Genomic DNA, 15,499 nt, shown 5'->3' on the forward strand with positions numbered 1-15,499 from the left:
GTTTAACGTCAAAGACGAATGCTACCCCAAGTCTAATGAGTCCGGCCCGCAGTACTGAACGCCAGACTATAAACGTGGCACCTCGGATGCCAACATTTACGGGCAATACTGGTCGTTCCCGGCCATTCAACTGAATATGTACAAATGTATGTACATAAAGCACAAATACAAAAATATTTTAAATAAAAACTGGTTTATTACTAAATACGGTATCCGCGTGTTTCAGGACCGGCGTGGTTGCTGCCAACGAAATCGCCCCGCTGTTGCTTTATGACAATAGCGGGGCGATGAGTTTTATTGACGGAGTCAGATCAGACGTCCTGATAAATCAGTCTTTCGCCATAAACGATCGTTCCATTACTCAGAATAGCATAAGCCCGGAAGGACACGTTATTAGTGCAAATCTTGGAGTTCTTGTTTTTCACACCCGTAGTAAAAGGCGGATCAAAGACCAATTTGGTATGGGTTCCTACTGATGGTGTTTCCGAAGAATTTCCGCCGAAACCGGTACCTGCCACCACCATGCCGAACTCTGTTATGGGGATGTTGCCCGTATCGACCAAATTGAAGTTAAAAGCAACTTCACATCTTACTGCACCCGGGGACACCTGAAGTGTAACCAGCGAAGGCGGTACTTCTGGAATCTGATGATCCTGACAGGAGTAGCTAAAAAGGAAAAGGGACAAAAAGACCATCCCGAAAACGGATAAACGTCTGGTCATAGCGATTCAAAGTTTAGGGTAAGTGCATACAAATGTTACAAATTAATCTTTGAATAAACAAATTAACGGTGGCCGATACTTAGTATTCGGCCTGCTGGTCTTTTTTCGAGCAAAAACATACCAACTAGTATGTTTTTGATTTACCTTTGCCCCATAACCTCATCAGCAATGTATCAAACACTTCTTATTTTACATTCCCTCACCAGATGGCTGGTACTGGCAAGCCTCGTCTACACGATTATCATCAGTTGGAAGGGATACCGGACAAACCGGGCATTTTCGGGCCCGGACAACGCCGCCAGGCACGTTACAGCGACGATAGCCCACATTCAGCTATTACTTGGCCTGTATCTGTACATGATTAGTCCGATTGTGAAACTTGCACCGGTGGAAGGCTCGGGTATCGCAGGCGAGCCCCTATTTTTCCGCCTCGTACACATCGCTCTAATGGTGGTCGCCATTGTCATTATCACAATCGGCTCGGCGCGTGCCAGGCGAACAGGTACCGACAAGTCGAAATACAGGACCATGCTTGTGTGGTTTTCGGTTGCCTTGCTGATCATTCTGATCGCCATTCCCTGGCCCTTTTCGCCGCTCGCCCAAAGACCGTATTTCAGATCATTTTAATTTCATTACCCATGCTGAATTTGTTCAAAACGCCCATCGGCCGTCTGAGAATCATCGGATTCTTAGAGGGTATCTCCCTGATCCTGCTGGTATTTGTGGCCATGCCATTCAAATACCTCGGCGGCCAGCCAATGCTCGTAAAATTGATCGGGCCTGTTCACGGACTACTTTTTACGCTGTTTGTCTTTACTACATTAAGCGTAGGCGTGGCTTATCGCTGGAAATTTTCGGAAACCTCGTGGAAAGTACTCTTGGCCTGCATCGTTCCTTTTGGTACATTTTACATTGATAGAACGATTCTGAAACCGCAGGAGGCTATATTGAAGGAGCCGGCCGATGTCGATGCCAAATGCCATTAAGCACATTGATCTATGAAAAAAGCGGAAGCTACGCGACTGAACATTCTGGAAAAGGCATTTGAGCTGATCTACGTCAAAGGCTACCAGACCACCAGTGTCGACGATATTATCGCCACTACCGAAGTGACCAAAGGTGCCTTTTACTATCATTTCAAAAACAAAGATGAAATGGGCGTAGCCATTATCAATGAGCTTTTGAAGCCTTCATTGACAACCAGCTTCATCGACCCCCTGCTGAATGATAGCGACCCCCTGGACGCCATCTACAATCTGATACATAACCTTTTGATCGATAACGAGTTTCTTAAAGTAGAATATGGGTGCCCGGCTTCCAACCTGACCCACGAAATGACGCCGTGGAATGCCGACTTCCACCATGCATTAAACGACCTCACCCAACAATGGATAAAGACAATGGCAGGTGCCATTGAAAACGGGAAGAGGAACGGACATGTACGCACAAATGTAGACCCCTTGCAGGCGACCATGTTTGTCATGTCAGGATATTGGGGGATACGCAACTTCGGGAAGCTCGAAAACAGCAAGAAAGTATATTTCCCGTTTTTAAAGGAGCTCAGAAATTACCTGGATTCTTTGCGGTAACAAATTCACCTTTTTCCGCGGCGATCTGATTCCCCCATCCAAGAATGGCATCCAGCACGGGCGTGAAAGACCTCCCGAAGTCTGTCAGGCTGTAAACAACTTTAATAGGCGGCTTTTCCCCGAACACTTGCCGTAAAATCAGGCCATCCTCCTCCAATTGCTTCAACTGGAGGCTCAACGTCCTTTCCGTAACACCAGGCAGCTCCTTCCTCAGCGCGCTGTACCGCTTGGGGCCGTCCTTCAAATGGTAGAGCATAACCACTTTCCATTTTCCGCCAACCAAATCCATTGCTACACTCACCGTGCAAGGGTATAGCTTGTTATTGACCTTTACAAAATCACCTTCACATTCTATTCCCATCACATGTCGTTTTGAAGCACCTATCCAAATGGATAGTTATTGCAAAGTTATTGGACTATAAATAGTTTTGCAACTATAATTTTTATAGTTAAAAAACTTCACCAGAAAGCATGAAATATCAGGATAAACCACTCATTACTATCGTCGGCGTTTTGGGCAAGCAGGGGCGCAGTGTTGCGCACACCCTGTTGGCAAGCGGGCGTTATCGTGTCCGCGGCATTACCCGCAGGATTGATTCGCCCGAAGCGCTTGGCCTGGCAGCGCAGGGAATGGAACTCGTGAGTCTTCCACTAGCCCCGGGACACAAAAAAGAATTCGAAAACGCATTCCGTGGTTCGGATGGCGTGTTCCTGCTGACGCCCAACATCGCCCCGCCGGCAAGTCACGAGTTCGAGCTGGGTAAAGAACTGGCGAATGCGGCCGTTGACGCAGGCGTAGGACACATTATCTTTAGCAGCCTGGAAAATGTCGACAAAATCAGCGGCGGAAAAATGTTTGCCCCTCATTTTACCGACAAGGCCAGGATCGAAGAATATATCCGGAATTTACCGGTCGTAAGCTCGTTTATATACATGGCTTTCTTTTACACCAACCTGATTGAATTTTATACTCCCACCATCAAAGGAGACTCGCTCGTATTCCCGATCTATTTACCGAGGGATTTCCAGGCACCATTTGTTGATCCGCTCACCGCGACCGGGCCTGCCGTTCTGGAGATTTTCTCGAATCCGGATGAATATGCGGGTAAATCGTTGCCGGTAATCGGCGACTTCATTTCTCCACAGGAAATGGTCGATACTTTCACGCGGGTCACAGGCAAAAAGGCCGAATACAGTTCCGCATTTACCCGCGAAGAACTTCTTCTTCATTTCCCGGAATTCGGCTCCAATGAGACACTGGTGCGGGAGATTTCGGGAATGGTGGCGTATGCCGTTGATTATGGCTATTTCGGTCAGGATCGCGACCTGCTATGGAGCCGGCGCATCGACCCGGACACGCTAAGCTGGGAACAATTTCTGCGAAATACGGGATGGAGCGGTGAAAAATCTCTGTCCCCTATTCGCTCTTCAAACTCTTGACCGGGTTACTCAATGCTGCTTTCATACTTTGCAAACTGATTGTCAGGAGCGTCAGGCCCAGCAGCAGCAATGGCGGAACCAGGAAAATAGAGGCGCCCAGGCCAATGTGGAAGGCATAGTTGTCTAGCCAGGCTTTGGCTATGAAGTACACGATGGGCACGGCGATCAGCGAGGCCAGCATGACCAGTTTCACGAAGTCTTTTGAAATAAGGACCAGCAAGCCGCCGATCGTCGCACCCAGTACTTTTCTAATCCCGATTTCCTTGGTACGCAGCCTGATTACAAAGCTCGACAGGCCCAGCAGCCCCATACACGCCACGAGGATGGCAAGCACCGCAAAAAGGCCGAAGACATTGCCCAGCCGCTGGTCGGCCTGATATTGCTTGTTGAAATACTCGTCCAGGAAAAAGTATTCGAACGGGTTTCCGGTAAAAGTCTTTTTGTAGAGATTCCCGATGTCGGCAAGGCTTCTGGCGAAATCTCCCCGTCGGACATTCACCGAAATATATTTCCATTCGGTGCGGGTGGGATAATAAAACAGGATCGGGTCGTATTTTTCTTTCATCGATCGCTGATGAAAGTTTTTGACCACGCCTATTACCCTGCACGGTAGCTCATTCTGCCCTAATTTAAATTTGATATCCTGATTCACGGCGGCTGCGGCGTCGGGATATCCCAACGCTTTAACGACCTCCTCATTAACGAGTACTTTATTATTGGTGGTCATTTGCATGTCCGACGAATCCGCATTCTCAAAATTCCGGCCCGCCACCAGCTGGATTTTGTACGATGGGAGAAACTGCTCATCGATTTCCATGAGGTAGCTCGTAAAATTCTTGTCGACACCCTGGCTTGCCCGTCGCACGGCGTTGCGATACCTGATCGTATTTCCGGGAATATCGGATGTGGCCGTAGCGGGGCCGATCGACGGTACATTGCGCATCTCGGATTTGAAGAACCGGTACTTTCTGAAAACAGTCGTGTCGTTGACTACCGGCGCCTTCACGATCAATAGCTGGTCTTTGTCATAACCCAGGCTGCCATTCCGCATGTAGTTGAATTGTTTCAGCACCACGAACGTGCAGGCGATCAATATAATGGAAAGCGTGAACTGAAACGATACCAGCACCCTTCGCATCGAGATGCCCGACCGCGACTGGACCATCAGGCCTTTTAGTACTTTTACCGGGAGAAAAGACGACAACACGAATGCGGGATAAGCACCCACAAGCAAAGCCCCTGCCATAAAAACCAGCAACGCTGTCGCCCAGAACCGTGGTTCGCTGCCCAAGCCGGTAGAAAAGAAATCCTGACTAATTTGTTTACCCACAAAACCATCGAAAAACGGACCGAACAAAACGATAAACACAACCGCCAAAAGAAGGGATAGCAGATTGATAATCAGTGATTCAAACAAAAATTGACCGATCAGCTGTTTTTTAAATGCACCCACTACTTTTCTCAAACCGACCTCCTTGGCCCGTTCCATCGATTTGGCCGTCGAAAGATTAATGTAGTTTATCCAGGCAATCAGCAAAATAAATACGCCGATAATACCCAGGAAATACACTTCTTTCTGACTGCCGTTTGCCTCTGTTTCATGCAGGTAGTTGGAATTGAGATGAATATCGGTCAGTGGCTGCAATTCGAAGCTGCATCCGAAGTTCAGCTCTTTCATTTTGGCGGCCAGGTACTTATTAATGAATGCCGGAAATTTGGCCTCGACTTTTTTGGGATCCGTGCCCGGCGCGAGGAGCACATAGTTGTAAAATTCCGGGTACGTCCATTCCTGGAAGCCCCATTCGTGCCCTACCGTTTCAAAGGAGATCAGCATATCGAACTTGAAATGCGAATTTTCAGGCATTTCCTTGTAAACAGCCGTCACCTTCAGCGGAAGGTCGCTGTTCAGTTTCAATATTTTTCCGAGCGGATTGGTTTTACCAAAATACCTTGCGGCTGTGCGCTCCGAGATCGCGATGGCCCTCTCTCCGGCAAGGCAGGTCGCCGGGTCGCCGGAAATCAGTGGGTAGCTGAAGATTTTGAAGAAGGATTGGTCGGCGATAAAAATATTGCCCTCGTTAAAAGTCTTTGGCGCCGCACCTCCGTCTGTATACGACATAGTCGAGGCATTCATAAACAGCGAAACACTCACGATACGAACATAATCCAGCACCTCGGGAAAATCCGCCTTCATCGCCGGGCCCAGCGCCGGGTGGTTGGTCGCCGTGGTGGGCACATCCGCCATACTGCCCGAATAGGAGATCGGGACGCGGTAAATATTGGCCGCATTCACATTGAAGCGGTCGTAGCTGTTTTCGAAGTAGACATATTGAAATACAAAAAAACAGGCAGCTATCCCCAATGCCAGGCCAAAAATGTTGATCGCGGAGAAAGCCTTGTTTCTCCACAAATTCCGCCGCGCAATTTTGAAGTAATTACCGAGCATATCAGCGCAAGTTTAAGGTTGGATAACGGGGATACAGCGTATGCTACGCAAAAGTCGCGCCCGGGCACAAAACTCTTCTTAAATTATTAATTATCAATAATTTACATTGTTGATTACGCAAATTTAATGTCCAAAAGTGAACACATTCGTTCGCTTTTGCGAAAGGCATTGGCCGGATGTAGTCCCGAAATGTAAATTTTCAATCGGAAATTTTTTTTATTATAATAATTTCCATTTCCTTTGCTGGAAATTAATTTTAATAAAAAAATTTCCAATCAAGCCGGGTGCCAGGCCGTTCCGCTTGTCAGCCAGTCTGTACTTTGTTTCACTTCAAATCATCGAATCTCATGAGAAAAGCCGGTATTTTTCTGTTCCTGCTATTTTTGGGCGCCACTGCCGCCTGTTTTTCACAAGCTTCCGCTCCCGCTGATTTCTTCGCCGGGAAATGGGAAATTACCGTCCTGAACTCGCCCAAAGGTGACGTCGTTTTTCTAACCGACCTGGTCCGGAAAGACGGATTACTCACCGGCGACCTCGTCGAGAAGGGCGATGCTGCCAATGGTACCCGCAAAATTTTGAAAGCCGAGGATAGCGCCGACAAACTGGTGCTCGTTTTCGAATCGTCGCAAGGCGGGGAAATGAGCCTGGAACTGGCAAAAGTGGATAACGACAACCTGAAAGGCACGCTTTATACTTTCGAGGCAACCGCCAAGCGATTGAAGTAACCCGCACCATTCAATCCGTTTAACTTCGCCGCAAAAAGTTGGTATGAAAGAAGAAATCCTGCAAAAGTCGCTGAGCCTGTTTTTGAAGCATGGTATCCGGGAAATGTCCAATCAGAAGCTGGTCGACTGGCTGGGCATTTCAACCAAAACCATTTACAAATACTTCCAAAACAAGGAAGGCCTGTTGGAAGAAGCGCTGCACCTCTATCATAACACGCAGTACGAGAGGCTACTGGGCTTATCGGACGAGCAAAATGCAGCTTGTCATTTTCTCGAAGTATGGCAGATTGCCGTTGAAATGGAATATCAGGTCAACAAATCATTTTACGAGGACCTGCATTACTACTATCCCGAACTGGCCAAAAAAGTGGAGGCAGCCATTGGTCCTCAGTTCGAACAGCACTTTCTGTCTATCATTCACCGGGGCATACAGCAGGGCGCTTTCCGCAGCGACATTCTGCCGGAAATTGCATTGCAAAGCATATTTATCCTGCACCGGGCATCGGTTACCAACGAATCCTTCAAAGTGTTCGGCTTACCGGCCACTGACCTGCTTTTGCAAACGACCGCCCAATACATCCGGGGCCTGTGTACGGAAGAAGGCCGGAAGGCGCTGGAAACACGCGTCCAATTGCTGAAAGCCTTGGAGGCGACTGAAAAACAGCACGAAAATATTTAACATTTAAAAGTAGCAACAAATGCTTGTTCGTACCTGCCGTGCCTTTCTTCTGTGCTTGCCATTCATTTATGCAAATGTCGGCCGTGCGCAAACCGGGTTGCAAAAACTGAGCGACGACCTGGCCCAAAAATTCACTACCGCAGACACGCTGTTCAGAGAGCCGTATATCGATGCCGATGAATGGCGCGACAAGCCGGTGCGCCACCGGTACGTGCACGGTGGGTTCAAAGGAACAGGCGCCAGATTCTCCTTCTACTTTCCCCCAAAAGAGCAGTACCGGGGCCGCTTTTTCCAGTACATTACACCTTTTCCCGACAGTGAGACCCTGTCGCAGGGAGCTTCCGGCGAGGAGGACAAGATAGGTTTTTCCGTTACGCACGGCTCCTATTTCATTGAAACGAATGGCGGCGGGCGCGTAGACTTCGCCAAACCGGAGTCCAGAGACCCTACGATCGGGGCTTTCCGCGTGAATGCGGCGGCGGCGCAGTTTTCCAGGATCGTCGCGGCCCGGATTTATGGCGGTAGCCGGGCGTACGGATACGCTTTCGGAGGCAGTGGCGGTGCCTACCGGACGGTCGGCAGCATCGAAAATACGGAGGGTGTTTGGGATGGTGTGGTACCTTATGTACTCGGCTCCCCGATGGCGATCCCCAACGTTTTCACCGTACGCATGCATGCCATGCGTGTGCTAAAAGACAAGTTTCCCCAGATTATCGATGCGCTGGAACCAGGCGGCAGCGGCAATATGTATGCCGGCCTGAACGACGAGGAAAAGCAAGCCCTGGAAGAAGTTACCCGCATGGGTTTTCCACCGAAGGCCTGGTTTGGCTATCAGCGCATGGGCATTCATGGCTTTTTGGTGCTCTACCAGGGGGTAGTCGGGGCAGATAAAAGCTATTTCGAAAATGATTTTTGGAAAACGACCGGGTATTTGGGGGCTAATCCGCCTGCTTCTTTACTCAAAGCCCGCATTCAGCAGCCCGGCAAGATCAAAGAGGGCATTTCCATTGATCAGGCGGTCGGTTTGGGATTGGCACAGCCAGTCTCGCCTACCGAGCGGGGAACGGCCGATGCTGCCTGGAAAGCCATTGGCGGGGTGCAAGGTGCGATGCCCGTTGCATTTCAGCTCATGGACGTGCTGCCCGATGTGGATTTTCTGGGCGGCGACCTGATCATCAAAAGTGGCGCGGCGGCAGGCAAAGCGTTGCAGATCACCAAAATTGCCGGAGATAAAGTGGTGCTGGGCCCTGCCGATGCCGCAGTGCTTGCGCAAGTGAAACCTGGTGATGAAGTACAGGTAGATAACTCCAATTTCCTGGCGGTCCAAACCTATCACCGCCACCAAACCCCGGGTAATGAATATAAAGTTTACGACTATTTCCGCGATCAGGACGGCAAACCCGTTTACCCGCAGCGGCCCATGCTGCTGGGACCTATGTTCACACGCGGAGCCGCAGGCGTACTGCCTACGGGTAAGTTCAATGGTAAAATGATATTACTGGAGTCGCTATGGGACCGCGAGGCATTTCCATGGCAGGCCGACTGGTACCGTTCAAAGGTCCAGGCACACCTCGGCGACAAACTCGACGACAACTTCCGGCTCTGGTACACCGACCGCGCCCTGCACGGCGATGTGTCCATCGAAGACGACCCGACCCGTACTGTGGGCTACCTGGGTGTTTTACAACAGGCCCTGCTCGATCTTAGCGCGTGGGTCGAAAAAGGCGTAGCTCCCGCCGCAACCACGCAGTATAAAATCGAAAAAGGGCAGGTAATCGTGCCGGAAACCGCCGATGAACGCAAAGGTATCCAGCCTGTTGTCACATTAAAAGCCAATGGCAACGAACGGGCCGAGGCGAATGCAGGCCAGGTAGTTACGTTTACGGCAGAAGTGGATGTACCTGAAAATATGGGCAAAGTCGTTGCCGCTGCGTGGAACTTTGAGGGATTACAGAAAGAGGTCGGCAAGCAGTCGGGATGGGATTTTGAAAAATCGGAAGCTTTCCCGGTAGCCGGCAGCTTCACGCTGGTTGACAAAAAGGGTTCCCGTGTTACTTTGAAAACAACTTACACATTCACAAAACCGGGCACTTACTTTCCAACGTTGCGGGTGGCTTCTCAAAGGCAGGGAAATGCTAAGACACCCTATACCCGCATCCAAAATCTGGGTCGGGTGCGGGTTGTGGTTAAATAGTACCCCGAATCAGCAATCGCGTCTCACCGCAACAGCAACCCGGTCGCACTCTTTTGTCGACAAATCTGGCTTTCTGTCGATGAAATAAGGTTTTCTTTCGCCATACCAGTTTTTTTGCTGCTTTAATCAGTACAGACAAACAGCGATGGCGACAACCCTTATCAACTCTGCCGATGTTTTCAATATTGATTCCTTCCCGAACCCGCAATTACTCCGGCCACGAACGGCTGGGGTGGGTGAAAGCGAATTCAGTACTTGCTATAATACGGCAGTGGGTACCCTGAAATTCAAAAGCCTGCTTTTCCCAGATATGCACGTCATGAACCTGCATTGGCAGGTCGACAGGGACGTTAGTATCGTTGAAAACAGCCGTGCCGATACTGTGAACATCAATTTCCAGATGTCGGGGCACATGAACACCCGGTTTACGGGCATCCGCAGCGAGCTTGCGATGAAGCCCCGGAAGCATAACCTCATTTTTTCTCCCGAAGGCGGCTTTCAGAACGGCGTAAAGTCAGGCGAGCAAGTCGAAATGTTCCATATCAGTATGGGGAAGAGATACTTCTCCGATCTGATCGGTTGCGACGACTATTGGAGTGAATGTGCTCAGAATAATCTTTTAAAAGACAGGCCATTTGCGGGAAAGGACGTGAATCCGGATCTGACACCCCACATGCACAAGCTAATCCGGGATATCAAGCAATGCCATGAATCTGGGGCAATGCGTAACCTGCTGATCCAGTCGAAGGTTTTGGAGCTTCTGGCATTGCAGATTGGCCAGATGCAGGACAGCCGGTCTGGCTCGCCCGGTCTGAGCGTGGCGGAAACAGGGCGCCTGCATGAGCTAAAAAATTACATGGAGTCGCATTTCCTCGAAGATTTCAGTTTGCCACACCTCAGCCGCATTTGCCTGCTCAATGATTTTAAGCTTAAAAAGGGATTTAAGGAACTGTTTGGCACAACGGTGTTTGCTTATTTGCGTAAGCTAAGAATGGATTTTGCGGGAAATTTGCTCCTGGATTCCCTCAAAAGCATCGAAGATATCTCGGAGATCCTGGGCTACGAACACCCCCAGCATTTCTCCACAGCTTTCAAACGCTACCATGGAACGACCCCTTCAGACTTCCGGTCATTTGCCACCTGCCGGTACACGGGTCGCCGGTAAAAAACGGGCAGCGCCAATAATTGTCCCATCAACGCCAGCCCACCCCTACTCCCACACCCGCGTGTGAAGCGAGGTTATTAGGCAATAGCGGCGGGGTATAGCGTAGTTTTAGGATATAAATCCATCTTCGGGTCACGAAGTTAAAGCGAAAACCGGCCAGACCGGATGGCGTCAGAAGCCGCTGGTGGTCGGTCCTGCCATAAATGCCATTGTCGTATCGATCCACTAAAAAACCGCCTAGTCCTGCCTCAAAGTAACTTTCAATGAGGTAGTTCCCCGGCTGCGGAATGCAGGAATTACGTTTGTAAGGATTTAAAATAAAACAATGGGTCAATGCTGCGGAGAGTGTAGGACTACGGAACTCCTTCCTGTTAATGGCGCCAAGTCCCGCCTGCGCATTCCAGAATGACCTTTTGAGATAACCGAATGCCGCCTCGGCTGTAACGGCGCCTTTGGGTGTTATACCATACAATTCGACACCAAATGCACCCCGTACCCGGGTATAATAAGGCTGCGCGGCGGCATACTGGGAAAAGAAGAACAGGATTATAAAATATCTCGGCAACACACAGACGGGCTTTGCCTTTTAACGGTTGAAGTATACTCGTAATTATATCAGGAGTTACATTTCACAGATCTTAATCCGGTTCCATATTTTACCGGGGATGTCAGGGGGTAGCGGCAGTCGTTTTCCGGTTGGAATTTTCGACCTGGTCAACAGCACCGAACTGCCGTAAATGGTGATCGGAATGCTTGTAGGCGAATATCCCGATTTCGTCCCGGGTCATCTTGCCGAAAAAATCGTGAATGAAATCCGGGTTGGAAAAGTTCTTATATGCCGCGATGCGACTGATCCAGATTTTCTTTTGTAGTTCCAGGTCTCCATCCTGTTCTTTTATGATGAACGCCCGGCCGGCCGGGGCGTTTTTCTTAATCGGCCGGTCGTCTTTCACGGAGGCTTTCAAGACCATTTTACCAAAAATCAGTCCCAGAAATCCCTGTTTATACTTCGGCTTATGGACACCCAAAACCCATTCGTCCCAAATGGTGCAGTGCTTCGCCATTTGATACACATTCATTTTACCCCATTGCGCCGGATGGCTTTTTTCGAGCGACTGGATTCTTCTGATCAATTCTTCTCTGGTGGCTTCATCAAAGATCGTTTTCATAGTTTGTTTTTTGTTTTGGTTGATGATGTAAAATTACCGGGGCCCTCAGAGTTGTCCCGCGTGTAAAAATGACAATCAAGGGTGTATTTTGTGCCATCTTTGTGTTAGCTTGCTTTGAACAAACCCATTGATCGATGCGTACCAGACACATTTCGGTGATCGTGTATGAGGAAGTACTTTTGACGGCACTTTCCAGCACGGTGGCGTTGCTCGCCGGAGCAAAAAAGGCGGTCGTCAGAAGTGGCAAACCGGCTCCGTTTGAAATCGAGCTGGTCGGCGTCGACCTTCATGATGTACAGTTACAGCTGCCTGTCCAATTTCACTGCAGGAAAACGATATCCGACGATTTTGAAACAGATGTGATCGTGGTACCTCCTATGAACACGGAAGATGTGGACATTGACAAGATGCTGTCGAAAAACCGTAAACTGACGCAATGGCTGGCCGAAAAATACCATCGGAAAGCGCAGATCATCAGCCTTTGCACAGGCTCCTATTTTGTCGCTGAATGCGGTTTGCTGAACGGCATGCCGGCTACATCACACTGGGGCGCAATCGACGACATGCGCAAGAGGTACCCGCTTGTCAATTTCAGGCCCGAAAAGGTCATCACCCAGTCGGAGGCGATCATTACGGGCGGCGGGGGCTTTTCGGCGTTGAATGCGGTGTTGTATTTTATCGAAAAGAACTGCGGGAAAGAAACCGCCATTACCCTCAGCAAGTACTATGCCCTCGATTACGGCCGGACCTCCCAGAGCATCTTTACGATATTCTCCGGACACCGCGGCCACAAAGACGAAGATATCCACCGCGCGCAAACCTATATCGAAGACGAATTCAAGACAGACATTTCGGTTGACCAGATTGCCGGACGCGTAAATATGAGCAAGCGGAATTTTATACGTCGTTTTAAAAGCGCAACTTCCCTGAACCCGATCGAATACATCCAGCGAATAAAGATCGAGGCGGCCAAGAAATCCCTTGAAGCGGGCGAATCAAACATCGCCTATGTTACCTACGAGGTCGGTTACAACGACTTGAAAACCTTCCGGACCATATTCAAACGAATTACAGGCCTGACCCCCATCGAATACCGGAACCGGTACAATACGGAGACATTGCTGACCTATTCAAATTAATTACACCTACTACTTGCATCGTACGATTAAAATCGTACCTTTGCCATGTACTTAATTTTCATAGCCATGAGTTCCGAAAAAACCGAACCGACGAAAGCCGAGCTCGATATCCTGACAATCCTCTGGAAACACGGCCCGTCCACCGTCCGTGCTGTTCACGACCAGCTGAATTCATTTAAGGAAGTGAATTACACCACGACCCTCAAACAAATGCAATTGATGGCCGAAAAAGGTATGCTATCGCGTGACGAGCGCAGCATGAAGCATATTTATGAAGCCGTTGAAGAGGAGCAAAAAACGAAAAGCCTCCTGCTCGACCGCTTTGTGGACCATTTGTACGGCGGCTCGGCCAGTAACCTGGTCATGCAATTGTTGGACAACAAAAAAACCTCCAAAGCAGAGCTGGACGAAATCCGGGCGGTTTTGGACCAATTGGAAAAAGGAAATTCCTAAATCAAACCAGCCATGAAAAATCTTCTTACTTCCGAAACCACCTACGCCCTGATCCGGCAGATCGGGCTTGCACTTGGCCATTCGCTCTGGATTGGCGCTGTTGCTTCACTTCTGGCGGCAGCCGTCGTCGTCTGCACGCGCCGCAGCCGTCCGGAGATCCGCTATAACTTGCTGACCGCCCTGCTTTTGCTGTTTATCTTGGCCACCGGCGTTGCATTTGTTCAATCGGGTCCCTCGGTGCCGGGCGGCGTACCGGCCCGCGGCTTTTCGGCCGCCGGCATTGCAAATGAGCCAATGGTTTCCGGTCAAATACCATCCCAAAGGCAAAGTATTGTCATCATTGCGGCGGACTTTTTAACCCGGAACATCTACACGATCACGCTGGCCTGGCTTGTCATTGTAGTTGCCAAAATCACCGGCCTCATGCTCGGGCTTTACCGTTTGTACCAGCTTAAAACGCAGCAGATTTACAGCATAGGCAGCCATTGGGAGCAGCGTGTGGGCGAGTTTGCCAAAGCCATGGGCATAACGCAGCCCGTGAAGCTATTTCAGTCCGGCCTGGTGAAAGTCCCGACCGTGCTGGGCCATTTCAAACCGGTGATACTCGTCCCGCTGGGCGTGATCGCCTCCATTCCGGCAGATCAGATCGAAATGGTATTGCTGCACGAACTCGCCCACATCCGTCGTCTGGACTTTTTCGTCAATTTCCTGCAACGGCTTACCGAGTTGCTGTTTTTCTTCAACCCGGGCATTCTCTGGATTTCCGGGCTCATTCGCGAAGAGCGGGAAAATTGCTGCGATGACATGGCCCTGCGGCATTCGGGGAACCAGACGACCTATATTCGTGCCCTGCTTGCGTTTCGCGAATACCAGCTGGGCGAAAACGTATATGAACTAGCGTTCTCCGGGAAAAGTGGCATTGTACAACGCGCCAAACGCATCGCCTCACGCACGAACTCGACATTGGGAGCGGCCGAAAAAACGATACTGCTCATGGCCATGTTCGCATTCTTCACATTTTCAGTCCTTTTTGCTCACTCCGGTGGCCGGCAATCCGGTGGCCGACAGTCCGGTGGCCGGCAATCCGGAAATACGCAAATAGTACCGCAAAAGGGCAATGTAAAGCAAGCAGGACGTTCAGGGAAAACTAAAGTCAATGCCAGCTCTCCACAAAATGAGGCTGACGCACAACCAAAGAATGCTCAAAATCAAATCATTAACAGTCTGAACACAGCAAATAAACAAGGACTCCAAAATCCCGTACAGCATGCACAGCGCCGGAGTGTGACATCAGCGGATACGCTCCAACCACTGCAAAAACCGATCGCCCCGCTCTATCAGCCTGTGGCTCCCCTCTATGCCGATTCTTCCGGCGGCGTACGGCTGGCCCCTGTGCAATGGCAGCCTTATCAGCAGAAATATAAAATGCAGCCGCTGCAAACCTATAAGCACGAATATCAGCCCAATCCGATTCGCATCAAGCGCCAGGCGATCAACGAGAAAATCATGGACGCGATCGAACAGCAGGGAGTCGCCATTTCCAGGAACGAGATCGATTTCAGGATTACCAATAAAGAACTGATCGTCAATGGTATCAGGCAGCCGGAAGCAGTTCACAAAAACGTGCTCGATGCGGTACTTACCAACCCGGACGACGTCATCGACTTCACCTACGGAAGCCACCAATAGTTTAAAACAGTGCATTCATAACCAATAACTTACTTCCGGTAAGGCAGGCAAACTACGGCTCTGCCGGTCACAAAAACACTAACCTTAAC

16 protein-coding genes are annotated in these 15,499 nt (G+C 49.8%); 11 read left to right on the forward strand and 5 right to left on the reverse strand.

Features of this window, described 5'->3' with window-relative positions; translation table 11 throughout:
- Positions 1-311: 311 nt before the first annotated feature.
- Positions 312-722, reverse strand: a complete 411-nt coding sequence (locus IEY24_RS10675) for a hypothetical protein (RefSeq protein ID WP_188931478.1) — start codon at positions 720-722, stop codon at positions 312-314.
- A gap of 168 nt (positions 723-890) precedes the next feature.
- Here IEY24_RS10675 and IEY24_RS10680 point away from each other — a divergent pair, with 168 nt between their 5' ends.
- From IEY24_RS10680 to IEY24_RS10690, 3 genes are read left to right on the forward strand one after another with little or no spacing between them, the layout of a single operon-like run.
- Positions 891-1,349: a hypothetical protein gene (locus IEY24_RS10680; RefSeq protein ID WP_188931480.1), complete on the forward strand. Its 459-nt coding sequence runs from the start codon at positions 891-893 to the stop codon at positions 1,347-1,349.
- A gap of 11 nt (positions 1,350-1,360) precedes the next feature.
- The gene (locus tag IEY24_RS10685; RefSeq protein WP_188931482.1) at positions 1,361-1,708 is read left to right on the forward strand and encodes a DUF3817 domain-containing protein; all 348 of its coding nucleotides are present in this window, start codon (positions 1,361-1,363) and stop codon (positions 1,706-1,708) included.
- A 12-nt stretch (positions 1,709-1,720) separates the two neighbouring features.
- Positions 1,721-2,311 carry a TetR/AcrR family transcriptional regulator gene (locus tag IEY24_RS10690; RefSeq protein ID WP_188931484.1) on the forward strand — a complete coding sequence of 197 codons (591 nt, stop codon included), beginning with the start codon at positions 1,721-1,723 and terminating at the stop codon, positions 2,309-2,311.
- On the opposite strand, the gene IEY24_RS10695 is transcribed toward IEY24_RS10690, so the two are convergent.
- Entirely contained in the window at positions 2,283-2,672 is a 390-nt protein-coding gene (locus tag IEY24_RS10695; protein WP_188931486.1) for a winged helix-turn-helix transcriptional regulator, read from the reverse strand. The two genes, IEY24_RS10690 and IEY24_RS10695, sit on opposite strands and share 29 nt — an antisense overlap.
- Before the next feature lie 110 nt (positions 2,673-2,782).
- Between IEY24_RS10695 and IEY24_RS10700 the strand changes: the two genes are divergently transcribed.
- Positions 2,783-3,751 (forward strand): NmrA/HSCARG family protein, encoded by a 969-nt coding sequence (locus tag IEY24_RS10700; protein WP_188931488.1) that lies wholly within the window; start codon positions 2,783-2,785, stop codon positions 3,749-3,751.
- On the opposite strand, the gene IEY24_RS10705 is transcribed toward IEY24_RS10700, so the two are convergent.
- On the reverse strand, positions 3,729-6,197 hold the full coding sequence (locus tag IEY24_RS10705) for an ABC transporter permease (RefSeq protein ID WP_188931490.1): 2,469 nt from the start codon (positions 6,195-6,197) through the stop codon (positions 3,729-3,731). The genes IEY24_RS10700 and IEY24_RS10705 overlap by 23 nt on opposite strands.
- A gap of 347 nt (positions 6,198-6,544) precedes the next feature.
- On the opposite strand from IEY24_RS10705, the gene IEY24_RS10710 reads away from it, so the two are divergent.
- From IEY24_RS10710 to IEY24_RS10725, 4 genes are all read left to right on the forward strand, one after another.
- Positions 6,545-6,922: a hypothetical protein gene (locus IEY24_RS10710; protein WP_188931492.1), complete on the forward strand. Its 378-nt coding sequence runs from the start codon at positions 6,545-6,547 to the stop codon at positions 6,920-6,922.
- 43 nt (positions 6,923-6,965) lie between these two features.
- Positions 6,966-7,601: a TetR/AcrR family transcriptional regulator gene (locus tag IEY24_RS10715; protein ID WP_188931494.1), complete on the forward strand. Its 636-nt coding sequence runs from the start codon at positions 6,966-6,968 to the stop codon at positions 7,599-7,601.
- Between the two features lie 19 nt (positions 7,602-7,620).
- Positions 7,621-9,795 (forward strand): hypothetical protein, encoded by a 2,175-nt coding sequence (locus IEY24_RS10720; protein WP_188931497.1) that lies wholly within the window; start codon positions 7,621-7,623, stop codon positions 9,793-9,795.
- A gap of 145 nt (positions 9,796-9,940) precedes the next feature.
- Positions 9,941-10,960: a helix-turn-helix domain-containing protein gene (locus IEY24_RS10725; protein ID WP_188931499.1), complete on the forward strand. Its 1,020-nt coding sequence runs from the start codon at positions 9,941-9,943 to the stop codon at positions 10,958-10,960.
- Positions 10,961-10,988: 28 nt separating this feature from the next.
- Here the strand turns inward: IEY24_RS10725 and IEY24_RS10730 are convergent, their stop codons facing one another.
- On the reverse strand, positions 10,989-11,528 hold the full coding sequence (locus IEY24_RS10730; protein WP_188931501.1) for a hypothetical protein: 540 nt from the start codon (positions 11,526-11,528) through the stop codon (positions 10,989-10,991).
- Positions 11,529-11,628: 100 nt separating this feature from the next.
- Complete coding sequence (locus tag IEY24_RS10735) at positions 11,629-12,129, reverse strand: DUF1569 domain-containing protein (RefSeq protein ID WP_188931502.1); 501 nt, start codon at positions 12,127-12,129, stop codon at positions 11,629-11,631.
- Positions 12,130-12,263: 134 nt separating this feature from the next.
- Between IEY24_RS10735 and IEY24_RS10740 the strand changes: the two genes are divergently transcribed.
- The 3 genes from IEY24_RS10740 (at position 12,264) to IEY24_RS10750 (ending at position 15,410) form a co-directional block, all read left to right on the forward strand.
- Positions 12,264-13,268, forward strand: coding sequence for a GlxA family transcriptional regulator (locus IEY24_RS10740; RefSeq protein ID WP_188931503.1), 1,005 nt, complete (start codon positions 12,264-12,266; stop codon positions 13,266-13,268).
- A gap of 66 nt (positions 13,269-13,334) precedes the next feature.
- Positions 13,335-13,721 (forward strand): BlaI/MecI/CopY family transcriptional regulator, encoded by a 387-nt coding sequence (locus IEY24_RS10745; RefSeq protein WP_188931504.1) that lies wholly within the window; start codon positions 13,335-13,337, stop codon positions 13,719-13,721.
- Positions 13,722-13,733: 12 nt separating this feature from the next.
- Entirely contained in the window at positions 13,734-15,410 is a 1,677-nt protein-coding gene (locus tag IEY24_RS10750; RefSeq protein ID WP_188931505.1) for a M56 family metallopeptidase, read from the forward strand.
- Positions 15,411-15,499: the final 89 nt, after the last annotated feature.

The organism is Dyadobacter endophyticus (assembly GCF_014641595.1).
In the GTDB taxonomy this organism is placed as follows: Bacteria; Bacteroidota; Bacteroidia; order Cytophagales; family Spirosomataceae; genus Dyadobacter; species Dyadobacter endophyticus.